Source organism: Streptomyces sp. NPDC037013, assembly GCF_055607265.1.
In genome coordinates this window covers 160,242-175,849 of record NZ_JBVJRV010000001.1, presented here as the reverse complement: position 1 = coordinate 175,849, position 15,608 = coordinate 160,242, and the positions used below count along the sequence as shown (strand labels likewise).

The following is a 15,608-nucleotide window of genomic DNA, read 5'->3' as shown; positions in this document are numbered from 1 at the left end:
CCTGGAGAAAGACCATGTCCCCCACTGACGCGACCCCGTTCCGCGCCCCCAGGTTCACGCCCGAGATCGTCGCCGACCAACTCCGCGACGGCTACTGGCTGGAGGCGCCGGACATCGACGGCGACGGCAGGCCCGACCTGTTCGGCTACGGCCTGAGCCTGGGCGAGATCTACTGGTACCAGAACGGCGAGGAGTGGACCCGGCGCCTGGTCGCCGACCGGATCAAGATGCCGGTCGGCGCGGACTACGCGGACGTGAGCGGCAACGGCCACCCCGACATCATCGTCTGCTACGACCTGTACGGCCCCATCGGCACCATCTACGACGCCAACGACGCCGGCGGCAAGATCGACTGGCTGGAGAACCCCGGCAGCCCGGACAAGGACGAGTCGCGCTGGAAGCGCCACTACATAGGCCGCACCACCGGCATGCACCGGCTGCGCGTCGGCCACTTCACCCAGAACGAGCGGCTCGAGATCATCGGCCTGCCGATCGTGGCCAAGGAGGACGTCCACGCGGTGCTCCCCGTCGTGCTGTTCACGCAGCCCGACGACGTGCACAGCGCCGAGGAGTGGCCGATGACGGTCATCGACGACACCCACTTCCGGATGATCCACGGGGCGGAGAAGAAGCAGGGCCTCATCCCCGGTTCGGACCGTGACTCGCTGCTGCTCGCCTCCGACGAGGGCGTCACGTGGATGTACTGGGACGCGGACAGGCGGGAGTGGGTGCGCAAGCTCATCGGCACCGGTGAGCTCACCCAGTTCGAGCAGACCGGCTTCCGGGGCAGCGGCGACCTCAACGTCGGCCGCGTGGGCGACGATCCGATGGCGTACGTCGCCGCCATCGAGCCCTTCCACGGCAACACCGTCGCCGTCTACACGAAGGCCACCGACGGTCCCGCCGACGAGGTCGAGTGGAACCGCGTCCTGCTCGACGTCTACGGCGACCCCAACGAGAACGGCGAGGGCCCCGGCCACCAGATCGTCACGGCCGACTTCGACGGAGACGGCGAGGACGAGTTCCTGGTCGCCCTGCGCGGCCCGTGGCCGTGGCAAGGGGTCATGTACTACAAGGCAGTCGACCTGAAGAACGGCATCTGGACCAAATGGCGGGTCTCCGACGAGTCCGTCGCCCGCATCGCCACCGCCGACTTCAACGGCGACGGCCGGCTCGACTTCGCCACCATCGCGTACTCGGTCCAGAACTACTACGTGGCCAAGGACGCCAAGCTCATGGTCTACCGCAACGAGATCGACATCCCGTAACGGAGCCCTCGCTCCCCCTCCCCTCGCGGCGACCTCACGTCACGCCATCCACGATTGCACACGACTGCAATATGCGCAGTCCTGTAAGGTGCGTTGGCGGGTATGAGGCGTGTGCAATTATTACTCCGTTGTCCGCACCCGGCGGCACACACCTGACAGGAGGTTGTCCATGCCCCTCGCCCTGTTGGCCCTGGCCATCAGTTCGTTCGGGATCGGTACCACCGAATTCATCATCAACGGCCTGCTGAACGAGGTGGCCGGCGACCTGGACGTATCGATCTCGACGGCCGGCCTGCTGACGTCCGGTTACGCGCTCGGCGTCGTCGTGGGCGGCCCCGCGCTCACCGCTCTCACCGCGCGCATGCCCCGCAAGGTCATCCTCCTGGCGCTGATGGCCCTGTTCATCGCGGGCAGCCTGCTCTCCGCCGTCGCGCAGAGCTACGGACTGCTGATGGTCGGACGCATCGTCTCCGCCTTCGCGCACGGCGCGTTCTTCGGCGTCAGCACCGTGGTCGCCGCCGACATGGTCGAACCGGCCAAGCGGGCCCGCGCCATCTCGCTGATGTTCACCGGCCTGACCCTGGCCAACGTGCTCGGCGTCCCCATGGGCACTCTGCTCGGCCAGCAGTTCGGCTGGCGGTCCACCTTCTGGGTCGTCGCGGCCCTCGGCCTCATCGGCTTCATCGGCATCGCCCTGCTGGTGCCGCACTCCCCGGCCGACCCCGCGGAGGGACTGCGCGGACAGCTCGCCGCGTTCCGGCGCCCGCAGGTGTGGCTGGCCTTCGGCATCACGGCCATCGGCATCAGCGGCCTGCACGCCTCGTTCACCTACGTCACCCCGCTGATGACGGACGTCGCCGGCTACAGCTCCGGGGCCATCAGCTGGCTGCTCGTCCTCTTCGGCATCGGCCTGGTGGTCGGCAACCTGCTCGGCGGCAAGGCCGCCGACCGCGCCCTGATGCCCACCATCCTGGTGGTGCTCGCCGGACTCGCGGCGACGCTGGCCCTGTTCACGCTCACCTCGCACAACCGGCCCGCGGCGGCCGCGACCCTCGCGCTGCTCGGCGGCGTCGGCTTCGCGACCCTCTCCCCGCTGCAGATGTACATCATCAAGATGGCCGGCGGCGCCAACGCCCTGGTCTCCTCGGCCAACATCGCCGCGTTCAACATCGGTGTGGCGCTCGGCGCGTGGGTCGGCGGCCTCGCCATCAGCGCCGGCATGGGATACGCCTCGGTGAACGGCGTCGGCGCCCTCCTCACCACCGGCGGCCTGCTCCTGGCGTTCCTCGCCGCGGCCCTCGGCCGCCGCAACCCGGCCCCTGCCCCGGCGGCCGTCCCCACCACGGAACCGACCCCCGCCACCGCGTCCAACTAGGCGCCACGGCACCCGAGTTGCCGCCCCCGATCCGAACCCCTACAAGACCCCTGACAGTCCCCCTGGCAGGCCCCTGACAGAAGGAGACGGAGCAGAGGAGAACCCGTTCCCTCTGCTCGTCCCGTCCATCGCGTATCGCCGCCCGGCGGCAGGAGAACTGGAGACGACCCGTGGGGTCCAACTTGCAGAGACGGCTGCCCTCTTTGACGGGGATGCGCTTCATCGCGGCCTTGCTCGTCTTCCTCGCCCATATCTCCATCGAGAACCTCTGGGACGACCCCGGGGTCAACGACACCCTCACCCACACCGTCAACCGCCTCGGCTGGGTCGGCGTCGGCTTCTTCTTCATCCTCAGCGGCTTCGTCCTGACCTGGTCCGCGCGGCCGCAGGACACGGTCCGCGCCTTCTGGCGCAGGCGGCTGATGAAGATCTACCCGAACCACCTGGTCACCCTGGTGATCGGCGCCCTGCTCCTGGTGTGGAGCGGACAGGCGCTCAACTGGGGCAACACCGTGCCCGGCGCGCTGCTCATCCAGTCGTGGTTCCCCAGCCCGAACGTCTTCTCCAGCACCAACCGGCCGGCCTGGTCGCTGGCGTGCGAAGCCCTCTTCTACCTGTCCTTCCCCCTCCTGCACCGGCTCATCCTGCGCATCCCCCGCAACCGCCTCTGGGCGTGGACGGCGGGATTCCTGGTCGCCGTCGTGCTGGTGCCGGTCTGCGTCCAGCTCTTCGTCCCCGAGCGGCCGCTGGCCCCGTGGGCGGACATCCCGCTGCGGCAGTTCTACGTCGTCTACAACCTCCCGCCCGTCCGGATGCTGGACTTCACCCTCGGCATCCTCCTTGCCCGCCTGGTCAGCACCGGCCAGTGGCTCCCCGTCCGGCTCTCCGCGGCCATTCCGCTGCTCGCGGCGTCCTGCGTCGCCGTCATGTACGTACCGGCGATCTACGGCATGCTCGCCGTGACCGTCGTACCGCTCATGCTCGTCATCGCCGCCGGTGCCCAGGCCGACGTGGACGGGGCCAAATCCCCGTTCCGCGGGCGGGTCATGATCTGGCTCGGCGAGGTCTCCTTCGCCTTCTACATGGTCCACGACCTCGTCCTGCACTACGGCCACCGGCTCATCGGAGCCGAACAGACCTGGTCGACCCCGGGCGCCATCGGGATATCTGTGCTGTTCGCCGTCGCCAGCCTGTTCTTCGCCTGGCTGCTCTTCACCCTGGTGGAGCAGCCCGCCATGACCCGCTGGGGACGCTCGTCCCGGCCCGCCGGCACACCGCGCCCGCGGTCGGCCGACGTACCGGTCCTGCCCGTGGTCCCGCCGCAGGCCGAGCGGGAGAAGGCCCCCGCCGACCGGTGAGCCCAAGAACCGGCCCGCCTCAAGCGTCCCCCGGCTGAGGCGGGCCGAGCGGGGGTCGGCGCCAAGACCGTCGGCCTCCGCACCCCTCCCACCCCTCCCTCCCCGTCGACCGCCCCCGACCACGAACCACCTCGGCCCAGGGAGCGACATCACCGTGACCCCGCATGCCCACACTCCGCATGCCCACCTTCCGCACGGCCACATCCCGCACCGCCACATCCCGCCGGGCGACGGGCCTCCGCCCTTCTGCGTCCTGCTCGGCCCCGATCACGCGGGCAAGTCGACCGCCCTGGACCACCTCGGCCGGTCCGCGCCCCCGTGGCGGCTGCTCTCCGTCGACGACGGCCGCCTCGACCCCGAGCACGGCCTGATCGGCCGGCTGCGCAGGAACGTCGTCAAGGACGTCGCGCCCCACCCGGACGCCTGGTCCCCGGAGTTCCTCGCCACGCTGGTGCAGACCGCCGTCGTCCATCTGCGTGACCAGCTGCTGCGCGACGACGGCTCGGGGCGGCCCGTCCTCGTCGACTCCTACTACTACAAGCTCCTGGCCAAATGCCGTCTCGCGGGAGCCCCGGACGGCCCGCTGTTCGCGTGGTGGCGCACCTTCCCCCGGCCACGCCGGGTGATCTACCTCGACGTACCGCCCGAGACCACCTGGCGCCGCAGCCGCGGGGGACTCGACCTCAATCTCCTCGAGTACTACGGCCCCCGCCCCGAGTGGGACGGCTTCCGCCGCTACCAGACCGACCTCGCCAAGACGATGCGGGACGAGATCCAGTCGCTGCCCGTCACCGTGATCGGCGAACACGACCGCCCGGAGGACACCGCGGCGGCGATACGAGAGGTGCTCACCCATGAGTTCGGCTGAGTCATGGACGGATCCCGAGCGGCTGCGCAGTTACCGCGCCCGTGTGTTCGCCGAACGGCAGGCGCTGCGGGAGTCCTTCGCCGACGCCGCGGGTCACCAGGAACGTGTCCTGCACGACCTGCTCGACTTCAACTCCGGTACTGAGTACGGCAGAAGGCACGGCTTCGACCGCATCCGCACCCTGGACGACTTCCGCAAGGCCGTGCCCATCCAGAGCTACGCGGATCTGGAGCCGTGGATCGAGCGCGCCGCGGCGGGTGAGCCCGGCGTCCTCACCGCCGACCGGCCCGCCGTCTTCTTCACCAGCAGCGGCAGCACCGGCGGGCACAAGAAGATCCCGGTGACGCCGCGCTTCATGCGCACCACCTTCTTCCCCTTCTACTACGCCGCGTGGGCGCCCCTGATCGAGCACTTCCCGGACGTCCTGAGCCACCCGGGCGCGGTGCTCAACCTCAAGCACGACCCGCTGCCGGCCCCGCCGACCACCGCGTCCGGACGGCCCCATGTCGGCGCCAGCCAGGTCGACTTCGGCACGGCGTTCGGCGAGCCGCTCTCCGCGGAGCCCGGCACCGGTGCCCCCTGGGCGACGCTCCCCGTCCCGGTCGCGGCCGACGCGCACCTGGAGAAGATGTACCTGCGGCTGCGCCTCGCGGTGGAGAACGACGTGCGCTGCGTCATCGGCATCAACCCCGCGATGGTGGCAGCCCTCCCCCATCAGCTGCGCCAGTGGCTGCCGCGCATCGTCAAGGAGGTGCGCGACGGCACCCTGGGCGGAGTGCCGTACGGCTCCCCCAACCCCGAGCGGGCGGCCGAGCTTGAACGGATCGAGCGGCGGTACGGCACCGTGCGCCCTGCGCATATCTGGCCGCACATGCGCGCGCTGTTCTGCTGGACGACGGGGCTCGCCTCGCTCTATCTCCCCCGGCTGCGCGAGGAGTTCGGGGCGGGCGTGACAGCGCTGCCCGCTCCCGTCGCCGCCTCCGAGGGGCCGGTGGGCGTGGCCCTCGACCGACACCGGACGGCGGGCAGCCTCGTCGTGACCGCCGCGGTGTACGAGTTCGCCGACGCGGACCAGGACCTGCGCCCCGACACCGCGACGCTGCGGCCCGACGAGCTGGAGCCAGGCCGCGACTACCACGTCGTGTTCAGCCACGTCGGCGGGCTCTACCGCTACGCCGTGGGCGACGTCGTACGGGTCGTCGACCACCAGGAGGGCGTGCCCCGGCTGGAGTACACGGGCCGCGGCAACAACCGCTCCGACCACGCCGGGGAGCGGCTGCGCGACGCCCAGGTCATCAGGGCTCTGCGGAGCGCTCTCGACGCAACCGGCCTCGAACTGCGCAACGCCGCATGCCGGGTGACGACGGACGAACGGCCGCCCGCGGCCTACGAGTTCGCGGTGGCCGCGACGACGCCGTGGAGTCAGGACGAGTCCGCCCGCTTCACCGGTCTGCTCGACCGGGCGCTGCGCCGGGAGTCGGCCGGCTACGACGCGGCGCGTGCCACCGGCCGGCTCGCCGCCCTGTCGCTCCGCCTCCTGGACCCCGATGCGTTCCTGCGCGACTGGCAGGACCAGGTCGCGAGCGGCATCCGCCCCACGCAGGTCAAGGACCGGCTCTTCCGGCAGGACCCGCGGCAGTGGGCGCGGCTCACGGGCCCGGCCCGCGACTGAACCCTACGCCTGCCTTGCGCGCCACAAGAAGCACCGCGCACCCCGAGCCCCCGAGAGAACAAGGACTGCCATGACCGCATCACTGGACGCCGTCGAGCGCACCGCACTGCTCACCGCCGCCCTGCGCGCCGCCGAGACCCAGCGCCCGGACCGGCTGTACGAGGACCCGTACGCCGCCGCGCTCGCCGGGGACATCGGTCCCGGACTGCTCGCGGAGGTCCGCGCGGCCACCTTCCCGCCCGGCCTCGAACGGACCCTGCCGAGCACCCCGGACTACAACGCCATCCGCACCCGGTTCTTCGACGACTACCTCCAGGAGGCGGCGGCCGACCCGGAGACCACCCAGATCGTGCTCGCGCCGGCCGGCATGGACTCGCGCGCCTACCGGCTTCACTGGCCGGCCCGCGTGCGCTGGTTCGAGGTCGACCGCCCGGCGGTCCTCGCGTACAAGGAGGAGCGGCTGCCCGACGTCGAGCCGCGCACGGACCACCGCAAGGTCGCCGTCGACCTCACCTCCCCCTCGTGGGAGGACGATCTGCGGGCCGCGGGGTACGACCCCGCCGTCCCCTCCACCTGGCTCCTCGAAGGGCTGCTCTACTACATACCCGAGCCGGACGCCCACCGCATCCTCGAACGGGTCGCCGCGATCTCCGCGCCCGGCAGCCGGATCGCCGCCGACATCGTCAACTCCGCTGCTCTGACGCTCCCTCAGATGCGGGGCCTGCTGGACGTGTTCGACGGCTGGGGCTGCCCCTGGCTGTTCGGCACGGACCAGCCGGAGGCCCTCTTCGACCGCTACGGCTTCACCGTGCGCGCCCCCCAGCCCGGGGAGCCCGGCGCGGACTTCGGGCGCTGGCCCGACCCGGTGCCGCCGCGCGAGGTGAACGACGTGCGGCGGGTCTTCTTCGTCCACGGACGGCGGCGCTGACATGCCGTCGGCCGTCATCGTCGGCGGCAGCGTAGCCGGACTGGCCTCCGCCCTTGCCCTGTCCGGCATCGGCTACCGCGTCCTGGTCCTGGAACGGGCCCCGAGACCTCCCCAGTGGTCCATCGCCGAGGCCGTCTCCTGGTGGGAGCGCCCGACCGTGCCGCAGGGGCTGCACTCGCACACCCTCACCTCCCTCGGCGTACGCGTCCTGCGCGAGCGGCTCCCGCAGGTGCTCGCCGCGGCCCGGGTCGCGGGCGCCCCCACCCTCGACCTCACCGACGCCCTGCCCGCGGGCGCGACGGACACCGCGCGCCGGCCCGGCGACGACGAACTGGTCGCCCTCGGCATCCGCCGCGCCGGCCTGGAGCTGATGCTCCACCGGGCTGCCGACGGGCAACCCGGCGTCACCCTTCGGCACGACACCACCGTCTCCGGCATCGAACTCGACCGGACGGCACGCCGGGTGTGTGCCGTCGTCACCGGCGACGGCACCCGTGTCCCCGCCGACATCGTGGTGGACGCCACGGGCCGGCGCGCGCTGTCCCGCACGTGGCTGCGCGACGCGGGCCTGCCGCTCGCAGCGGACCGCACGAGCCCCGCCGGACTCACCGGATACACCCGCTTCTACCAGCTCAAGGCCGGCACCTTCCCCGGCCCGCTCAACCGCGGCAACGCCGTCGGCGACATCTTCGTCCATTACGCCGGAGTCCTGCACCCGGGCGACCACGACACCTTCTCCATCGCCCTGGCCACCCTGCCCGGCGACCGCGCGCTGCACGGCCTGCGCGGCAGGGCGGGGTTCACCGCGGCGGCCCGTGCCACCCCGGGGCTCGCCGCCTGGCTGGAGAGCGGCGTCAGCTCGCCGATCTCGCCCGTCCGCGTGATCACCGCTCCGCCCAACACCCTGTGGGGCACGGCGAGCACCCGGCAGCTCCCGGTCGCCGGGCTCTTCCCGGTGGGCGACGCGGCCTGCATCACCAATCCGTTGTTCGGCCGCGGGATGTCGCTCGCCCTCGAACACGCCTTCCGGCTCGCCGACCTGCTCCAGGAGCGGCCGGATGTCGACGTCGCGCAGCGCGAGGCCGTGGCCCGGATGACGGAGGAGCTGCTCCTCCCCTGGTACGAGCAGTCCGCCGCGTCGGACCGGCTGCGCATCGCCCGCTGGCGGGCCGCGGCCGACGGGACGCCCGCACCAGTACCGGCCCGTTCGCCGGACGGCCCGCCCGGCTTCGACGAGATCGCGGCGGCGGCGCGCGGCGACGGCATGGTCTGGCGGGGGCTGACACGCATCCTCATGTCGCTCAGCACCCCCGCGCAGGTGCTCGGCGACGCGGAGTTCGTCGCCCGCGTCCGGCGGGCGGGGCCACCGGCCGGGGTGGACCCCGCAGGGCCCGGCAGGAACGAGCTGGTCCGCGCGGTCACGGCGGCCGAAGAGACTGCGGCCGAGCGTGCTGGGGCCAAAGGGGCTGCTGCCGAGGGTGCTGCGGCCGAGGAGGCTCTCGTATGACGACCCTCCCCCTGGAGCAGCCGAGACCCCGCCCGGCGGCCCCGCTCCCGGACCGCCGCCGCGTCCTCCTGGCGCCGATCACCGTCACCCCGTCCAAGCCGCTGACCCCCAGCCATCTCAAGGGGCTGCTGTGGACGGACGTGATGTACCGGGCGACCCTGCCGCTGGCCGACGTCACCTACCGCTACAGCCACACCACGTACCACCCCACCGAACAGACCCTGGGCTTCTGGGAGTTCCTCGACCGCACCCGCGGTGAGGCCGACTACGCCGACCTCACCGAGGAGGGCATCGGCGAGCTGTACGTCGCCTTCCGCGCGGCGCCCCGCGCCCCGGCCAGGGCCCTCCGCCCCTACGCGGAGGCGGTCGAGCACGGCTGGGTGCACCCCGCGGGCACCCGCGTACTGCGGCTGTGGAGCGAGCACTACGCCGCGCTCGGCCTGCACGACCCGGGCCTGCTGCGCCACCAGCCGCCCGGCCTCACCCTCGACGCCGCTCTGGAGCGCCTGGCCGGCCTCGGCATGTGCCTGGACCTGCGTGCCGTCGGCGGCCCCGTCCACCTGGACCTCACCCGTTTCGGGCTGCCGTTGCGCCAGCTGGTGGCGGCCGACGGCCGCGCCAACTACCTCGCCTGCGCCCTGCGCGAACTCCTGCCCATGGCCGCGGACTTCGACGAGGTCGTCCTGGTCTACGACAGCGAACTCGACCCCGACTACCAGCAGCTGGCACGGGTGCTCACGGCGCTCGGGCCAAGCGTGCGCCGGGTCAGCCTGGGCCGGGTGCCCATCGACGGGGAGATCCGCTCCGCGCGGCAGGGCGGCTGGCACGACGTGCACGCGGGCGCGCTCCTGCGGGCGGTGGGCGACGGGCACGACCCGGCCGCCGTCCGCCTGGGCATGCGGCTGTACTTCATCGCCATGCTCGGACCGGGCAGGCAGCAGTCCTTCCGCGCCGACCTGCTGCACCAGAGCGTCAGGCGGGCCGGGCAACTCCTCGCGTCGGCCCGGTCCGACGCCCCGGATCCGCTCGGCGAGCGCCTCGCGCGCCATCGCAAGGACCACCAGTACGTCGACCCGTACCGGCTGGTCTCCGGGCTGCTCGGCAAGCGCCGTGCCGCGCCCGCGTCGGACCTCCTGAGGACGGTGTTCCCATGACCCTGACCCAGCAGGACCTGCGCGAGCGGACGGCCGCCCGCATCCGTGCGGTACGGCCCGGCCTCGGCGCGCGGCACGACCTGGAGAGCCACGACGGCCTCCTGGCGGCCCAGCGCGACATCGCGTCGGAGGACACGGACGCGGGCGCCGTGGCCGTCGTGGTGCTCCGCGGCTTCGACCTCGCCTCATGGGTCCGCGAGACCTGCGCGTTCGCCCTGGGGGTGGAGCCGGAGCGGGCCGACTCCTGGCGCGCCTCCTTCACCCGCACCGTGTTCCTCGCGGGCAACCCGGCCCACCTGCGCGACCGGTTCGGCTTCGCGCACCTGGCCCCCGACCTGTCGGCGGCGTGGGCCGGCCCCGGGCCCGCGGCGGAGACGGCCGGGCTGCGACGGCTCCTGAAGCTCTTCGAAGGCCCGGCCCCGCTGCCGGACGCCCCCGACACCGTCGTACAGGTCCCCGGCAGGCCCCCCGGCGGCCGCGGCACGCACCGCGAGTTCTACGTGGCCACCGCCGACCGCACCGTCTCCGAGGCCCTCGTCCACGTCAATCACGTGCTCGTCGAGGCGGTCCTGGACGGACTCATCGGCCCCGGCGACCTGTTGACACTCCGTCAAGTGCCGTGCCTGTCCTGGGTCCAGGCACCGCTGGCCCGCGTGCGCGCGGTCACCGATCACCATTTCCCCGGCCGGCTGAAGGCCGCCGCCGGGCTCACCGAGGAGGCCCTCCTTGCCTGAAGCGACCGCGACCGCGACACGTGCCCCTGCCGTCGCCCCTGCCCCTGCCGGTACCGGGGTCATCCGGTTCGGCTATCACGGCTCCCCCGCGGTGGCGTCCCACATCATCGGTCTCGCCGGCTGGGACGAGGCCGCGGTACGGCTCGGCGAGTACGACGTCGCCGATCCGTTCAGCGGCGTCCGGGCGGACGAACTTGACCTGATGATCGTCAAGTTCGGGCTCAGAGAACCCGACCTGGTCACCAGCCGCGTCCTCACCGAGGACGCCCGCGCGGTCGTCGTCGGCGCCGGGCACCCGTTCGCCGCCCGCGCGTCGGTCTCCGTGGAGGAGCTCGCCGACCACGACACCTTCGCACGGCCCGGCACCTTCCCCGCGTACGTGTGGGACGAGGTCGTACCGCCGCGCACCCCCGCGGGACGCCCCCTCCGCCGCAACCGCCTGGTCAGCGCCATCCCCGAGATGATGGCCCTGGTGGCCCGCGGCGAGGCGGTCCACCTCTCGCTCCTCTCGCTGGCCGACGTGGCGCCGCCGGGCATCCGGGTGGTGCCCGTCCACGACCTGCCGCCCGCCCCGGTCACCGTGGCCTGGCGCCGCGGCCGTGAACTCCCGGAACACGTAAGGACGTTCATCACCACGGCGGAAGCGGCGGCGTCCCGATGACCACTGCCACGCCCCCCATACCCGTCGTACTCCTGCACGCCCTGTCGCTCCACGCCACGATGTGGGACGCCCAGGCGGAGGCGTTGCGCGCGCTCGGCCACCGGGTCCTCACCCCCGACCAGCGCGGCTTCGGCGCCACCCCGCTCGGCGACGGGCCGCCCAGTCTCGACACCGTCGCCGACGACCTGGCCCGCACCCTCGACGAACACGGCATCGAACGGGCCGCCCTGGCCGGATCGTCCATGGGTGGATACGTGGCGATGGCGTTCCTGCGCCGCCACCCCCACCGGGTCGCGGGGCTCGCCCTGATGTCCGCGCGGGCCACCGCCGACACTCCCGAAGCCGCCGCCCAGCGCCTCCTGTTCGCCGATGCCGTCCAGGACGAGGAGGCCGGGCGGGCCCTGGTCGAGCGCGTCACGCCCGCACTGCTCGGCGCCACGGCGCGGCAGCGCGACCCCGGACTCCTCGCCCGTGTCCTCGCCGACGCCCGCGCGGCCGACCCCGCCGCCCTCGCCTGGGCACAGCGCGCCATCGCGGCGCGGTCCGACTCCACCGGCGTACTGCGCGCCGCCCGGGTGCCCGCCGTGGTGATCGCCGGGGCCGAGGACGAGCTGGTGACCGCGGACGAGTCCCGGCACACGGCCGACGCCCTGCCGCTCGCGCGACTGGTCACGGTGGCCGGGGCCGGTCATCTGCAACCCCTGGAAGCACCCGGCCCGGTCACGGCGGCCCTGACCCGGCTCCTCGACGACATCGCCGCGGCCCCCGGCCCCGGCCGGGCCGCCCGCACGGAGAACCACCGCCCCGCACCCCTCGGCGCCGACGCCGGAGACAGAGGTCCCGCATGCTGACCGAAGACCACAAGGACTGGGGCTACACCACCTCCACGGGCCTCGGCTTCACCCACCACTCGGTCGTCGACACCCACTTCCGCGCCTGCGAGCAGCCCTACCTCGACCTCCTCCACGGGGCGGGCATCACACCGGGACAGCACGTGCTCGACGCCGGGTGCGGCCCGGGCGACTTCCTGCCGCACCTCGGCGCCCTGGTGGGCGCGGGCGGCCGCGTCACCGCCGTCGACCTCGCCGAGGAGAACGTCACGCTCGCCACGGGCCGCGCCGCGGAGTGGCGACTGCCCTGCCCCGTCGAGGTGCACCGCGCGAACCTGCTCGAACTGCCCTTCCCCGACGACTCGTTCGACACCGTGTGGTGTGCCAACACCGTGCAGTACCTCGACGACGACGAACTCGCCGCCGCACTCGCAGAGTTCCGCCGCGTCGTACGTCCGGGAGGCACCGTGGCCGTCAAGGAGCTCGACGCCCACCTGATCACCGCACGGCCCGCCGACCCCTACCTGTTCGGCGACTTCTTCCGTACCGCGGCCGCATCGCCCGGCTACGCCCGTCAGCTTCTGCGCACCCGCGAGCTGTACCGCCACCTCAGGCGGGCCGGTCTCACCGAAGTGCGCCAGCGGACCGTCCTGATCGAGCACCACACGCCCCTGTCCCCCGCCGCGCGGGACTTCTACACCGCGGCCTGCGCCCAGCTCGCCGCGCAGGCTCTGGCGCTCGGCCTGAGCGAGGAGTGGCGGCACTTCACCGACCCCGCCGCGCCCGGCCACCCGCTCGACTCCCCCGACGGATACATCAGCGAGGGCAACGCGCTCGCCGTCGGCACCGTGCCCGCCGGACGCCCCTGACGCCCCTCCCCGACCGCCCCACGAGGAACCGAGACCACCCATGCCGGCGACCGCCACCGCACCCTGCCCGCCCGCGCCGGGCCGGGTTCCCCTGCTCGGACACGCGCCCGCCCTGCTGCGCAGACCGCTCTCCTTCTTCGAGTCCGCCCGCACCGCCGACCCGCTGGTCCGCGTGGGCTTCGGCCCCTTCCACCTGTACCTGGCCAACCACCCGGACCTGGTCCACCGCATCCAGGTGGACACCGGGGCCTTCGAACGCGGCCGTTTCTTCGAGGGCCTGGCCGGCCACTTCGGCAATCCAATGATCGCGTCCGACGGGGCGCCCCACAGCCACCAGCGCCGGATCGTCACGCCCGCCTTCAGCCGGCGCGGCGTCCGCTCCCACACCCGGGACATCGCCGAACAGGCCGACCGGCTCTTCCTCTCCTGGCGTCCCGGCACGCCCGTCGCCGCGGACGAAGCCCTGTCCGACCTCGTGGCGGCCGTCGTGCTGCGCGCCCTGTTCAGCGCCGACCTGCCGCACGACGTCGTGCGCGACATCCGGCAGACCCTCTTCCTGATCGCCCGCAGACTGATCCCGATGACGGTCTTCCCCGGCTTCCTGATGTCCCTGCCGACGCCGGGCAACCGCCGGTTCGACGCGGCCGTGCGGCGCTTCCACGCCACGGTGGACGCACTGATCCAGGACCGCCGCGCCCACCCCGCGGCCGCCCCCGACCTCCTGGACGCACTGCTGACGGCGACCCACCCGCTGACCGGACTGCCCTACACCGACGAGGAGGTCCGCAGCGAGTTCCTCATGCTGCTCTTCGCCGCCCTTGAGACCACCGGCACCTCACTGACCTGGGCGGTGTTCGAGACGACCGTCCGCCCCGAGGTGCAGCAGCGGATGTACGAGGAGGTCTCGGCGGTGCGGGCGGACGGGCCGCTCGACTACGACCACCTCAAGGACCTCTCGTACACCCGCAAGGTCGTCGACGAGACGCTGCGGCTGCACGCGCCGATGCTGTTCACCCGACGGGCCCGGCACGACGTGGAGCTCGGCGGGGTCCTCGTCCCCGCGGGCGCCGAGATCGGCTACAGCCCGCGTGCCATGCACCGCGATCCGGCCGCGTACGACCGCCCCCGGCTCTTCGACCCGGAGCGCGGTGAGCCGGCGGCCGGCCGGGACCGGCCGCGTGGCGCCTATTTCCCGTGGGGCACCGGGCCCCACCGGTGCGTCGGGGAGCACCTCGCCGAGACCACGATGACGGTGACCCTGGCCACCCTGGTCGGCCGCTGGCGGCTGGCGATCGCACCGGGCACCCGAAGGATCACGGAGTCCAACAGCTCCCTGCCGCACCCGAGCAGCCTCCCCCTGGTGGTGACGGCGCGCACCTGACGGCCCACCGGCCAACGCCCTCGTCCCCACCTACCCCCACCCTCCCCACCGTTCGAGAACCGGAGCACCATGGACCTCAACCTCACCGCCAAGACGGCCGTCGTCACCGGCGCCGGCCGGGGCATCGGCCTCGCCACCGTCCGCAGGCTCGTCGCGGAGGGCGTCCGCGTCGTGGGCGCCGCCCGCACCATCACGTCCGAGCTGACGGAGACCGGCGCGTTCACCGTCTCGGCCGACCTGAGCACCGCCGAAGGCGTCTCCTCGCTCATGGCCGCCGCCCTCGCGGAACTGGGCGGCATCGACCTGCTGGTGAACAACGTCGGGGCCGGTGACGAGCTGCGCGCCGCCGGTTTCCTCGAGACCGACGACGCGCAGTGGCTGCGCAACATGGACATCAACCTGCTCAGCACCGTGCGGGCCAGCCGGGCCGCGCTGCCCAGCCTGATCGAGCGCCGCGGCGCGGTGGTCAACGTCTCGTCCGTCTCCGCCCGGCAGCCCGGTGGCAGCCCGGTCGCCTACAGCGCCGCGAAGGCGGCGCTCACCGCGACGGGGAAGGCCATGGCCGAGGAGTTCGGTCCGCTGGGCGTGCGGATCAACACCGTCTCGCCGGGCGTGGTCCGCACCGCCATCTGGGAGGCGCCCGACGGCTACGGGCAGCAGGTGGCGGCCGAGGCGGGCGACGAGCTCGCCTCGTTCGTCCAGGGCATACCGGAGACCTTCGGCCTCACCACCGGCCGCATCATCGAGGCCGACGAGGTCGCGGCGTTGATCGTGTTCCTGCTCTCCGACGTCGCGGGCAGCGTCACCGGTGTCGACCATGTGATCGACGGCGGTGCGATCAAGGCGCTGTGACCGGCTGACACACCGACAACCGGCGGCGGGGGGGGGAGGGGGGGAAGGGGGGGGGGGAGGAAAAAGACAAAAGGGGCACAACAGGACAGACCGCCACACCCCCCCCCACAAAAGAGGGGGTGGATTTCTGGTTCGTCCTCCCCCCCTCGGA

Annotated in this window: 14 protein-coding genes; all 14 read left to right on the top strand. The window is 72.8% G+C overall.

The window, feature by feature from the left end:
* Window positions 1–14: 14 nt before the first annotated feature.
* The 14 genes from ACZ7DY_RS00795 to ACZ7DY_RS00730 all read left to right on the top strand — a co-directional run bounded on the left by ACZ7DY_RS00795 (window position 15) and on the right by ACZ7DY_RS00730 (window position 15,457).
* Window positions 15–1,268, top strand: a complete 1,254-nt coding sequence (locus ACZ7DY_RS00795; RefSeq protein ID WP_471128226.1) for an FG-GAP repeat domain-containing protein — start codon at window positions 15–17, stop codon at window positions 1,266–1,268.
* 169 nt (window positions 1,269–1,437) lie between these two features.
* Window positions 1,438–2,643 (top strand): MFS transporter, encoded by a 1,206-nt coding sequence (locus ACZ7DY_RS00790; protein WP_471128223.1) that lies wholly within the window; start codon window positions 1,438–1,440, stop codon window positions 2,641–2,643.
* A gap of 170 nt (window positions 2,644–2,813) precedes the next feature.
* Window positions 2,814–4,001, top strand: coding sequence for an acyltransferase family protein (locus ACZ7DY_RS00785; protein WP_471128220.1), 1,188 nt, complete (start codon window positions 2,814–2,816; stop codon window positions 3,999–4,001).
* A gap of 154 nt (window positions 4,002–4,155) precedes the next feature.
* Window positions 4,156–4,869: a hypothetical protein gene (locus ACZ7DY_RS00780; RefSeq protein WP_471128217.1), complete on the top strand. Its 714-nt coding sequence runs from the start codon at window positions 4,156–4,158 to the stop codon at window positions 4,867–4,869.
* Window positions 4,856–6,541, top strand: coding sequence for a GH3 auxin-responsive promoter family protein (locus tag ACZ7DY_RS00775; RefSeq protein ID WP_471128215.1), 1,686 nt, complete (start codon window positions 4,856–4,858; stop codon window positions 6,539–6,541). Before ACZ7DY_RS00780 ends, ACZ7DY_RS00775 begins: the two co-directional genes overlap by 14 nt.
* Window positions 6,542–6,611: 70 nt before the next feature.
* Window positions 6,612–7,469, top strand: a complete 858-nt coding sequence (locus ACZ7DY_RS00770) for a class I SAM-dependent methyltransferase (RefSeq protein ID WP_471128212.1) — start codon at window positions 6,612–6,614, stop codon at window positions 7,467–7,469.
* Between the two features lies 1 nt (window position 7,470).
* A complete protein-coding gene (locus ACZ7DY_RS00765; RefSeq protein WP_471128209.1) occupies window positions 7,471–8,976 on the top strand; it encodes an FAD-dependent oxidoreductase in 1,506 nt (501 codons plus the stop codon).
* The gene (locus tag ACZ7DY_RS00760) at window positions 8,973–10,130 is read left to right on the top strand and encodes a hypothetical protein (RefSeq protein WP_471128206.1); all 1,158 of its coding nucleotides are present in this window, start codon (window positions 8,973–8,975) and stop codon (window positions 10,128–10,130) included. Before ACZ7DY_RS00765 ends, ACZ7DY_RS00760 begins: the two co-directional genes overlap by 4 nt.
* Window positions 10,127–10,864 carry a DUF6182 family protein gene (locus tag ACZ7DY_RS00755; protein WP_471128203.1) on the top strand — a complete coding sequence of 246 codons (738 nt, stop codon included), beginning with the start codon at window positions 10,127–10,129 and terminating at the stop codon, window positions 10,862–10,864. The genes ACZ7DY_RS00760 and ACZ7DY_RS00755 overlap by 4 nt, the downstream gene beginning before the upstream one ends.
* Entirely contained in the window at window positions 10,857–11,525 is a 669-nt protein-coding gene (locus ACZ7DY_RS00750) for a substrate-binding domain-containing protein (protein ID WP_471128200.1), read from the top strand. Before ACZ7DY_RS00755 ends, ACZ7DY_RS00750 begins: the two co-directional genes overlap by 8 nt.
* Window positions 11,522–12,376, top strand: a complete 855-nt coding sequence (locus ACZ7DY_RS00745) for an alpha/beta fold hydrolase (RefSeq protein ID WP_471128197.1) — start codon at window positions 11,522–11,524, stop codon at window positions 12,374–12,376. Before ACZ7DY_RS00750 ends, ACZ7DY_RS00745 begins: the two co-directional genes overlap by 4 nt.
* Window positions 12,370–13,224, top strand: a complete 855-nt coding sequence (locus tag ACZ7DY_RS00740) for a class I SAM-dependent methyltransferase (RefSeq protein WP_471128194.1) — start codon at window positions 12,370–12,372, stop codon at window positions 13,222–13,224. The genes ACZ7DY_RS00745 and ACZ7DY_RS00740 overlap by 7 nt, the downstream gene beginning before the upstream one ends.
* A gap of 40 nt (window positions 13,225–13,264) precedes the next feature.
* Window positions 13,265–14,605: a cytochrome P450 gene (locus tag ACZ7DY_RS00735; protein WP_471128191.1), complete on the top strand. Its 1,341-nt coding sequence runs from the start codon at window positions 13,265–13,267 to the stop codon at window positions 14,603–14,605.
* Between the two features lie 69 nt (window positions 14,606–14,674).
* On the top strand, window positions 14,675–15,457 hold the full coding sequence (locus ACZ7DY_RS00730) for an SDR family oxidoreductase (protein WP_471128188.1): 783 nt from the start codon (window positions 14,675–14,677) through the stop codon (window positions 15,455–15,457).
* Window positions 15,458–15,608: the final 151 nt, after the last annotated feature.

What these genes read in the sequence shown, in the direction of transcription:
- ACZ7DY_RS00795 (WP_471128226.1), top strand. Translation starts at nt 15, where the DNA reads ATGTCCCCCACTGACGCGACCCCGTTCCGCGCCCCCAGGTTCACGCCC.
- ACZ7DY_RS00790 (WP_471128223.1), top strand. Translation starts at nt 1,438, where the DNA reads ATGCCCCTCGCCCTGTTGGCCCTGGCCATCAGTTCGTTCGGGATCGGT.
- ACZ7DY_RS00775 (WP_471128215.1), top strand. Translation starts at nt 4,856, where the DNA reads ATGAGTTCGGCTGAGTCATGGACGGATCCCGAGCGGCTGCGCAGTTAC.
- ACZ7DY_RS00770 (WP_471128212.1), top strand. Translation starts at nt 6,612, where the DNA reads ATGACCGCATCACTGGACGCCGTCGAGCGCACCGCACTGCTCACCGCC.
- ACZ7DY_RS00765 (WP_471128209.1), top strand. Translation starts at nt 7,471, where the DNA reads ATGCCGTCGGCCGTCATCGTCGGCGGCAGCGTAGCCGGACTGGCCTCC.
- ACZ7DY_RS00760 (WP_471128206.1), top strand. Translation starts at nt 8,973, where the DNA reads ATGACGACCCTCCCCCTGGAGCAGCCGAGACCCCGCCCGGCGGCCCCG.
- ACZ7DY_RS00755 (WP_471128203.1), top strand. Translation starts at nt 10,127, where the DNA reads ATGACCCTGACCCAGCAGGACCTGCGCGAGCGGACGGCCGCCCGCATC.
- ACZ7DY_RS00745 (WP_471128197.1), top strand. Translation starts at nt 11,522, where the DNA reads ATGACCACTGCCACGCCCCCCATACCCGTCGTACTCCTGCACGCCCTG.
- ACZ7DY_RS00740 (WP_471128194.1), top strand. Translation starts at nt 12,370, where the DNA reads ATGCTGACCGAAGACCACAAGGACTGGGGCTACACCACCTCCACGGGC.
- ACZ7DY_RS00735 (WP_471128191.1), top strand. Translation starts at nt 13,265, where the DNA reads ATGCCGGCGACCGCCACCGCACCCTGCCCGCCCGCGCCGGGCCGGGTT.
- ACZ7DY_RS00730 (WP_471128188.1), top strand. Translation starts at nt 14,675, where the DNA reads ATGGACCTCAACCTCACCGCCAAGACGGCCGTCGTCACCGGCGCCGGC.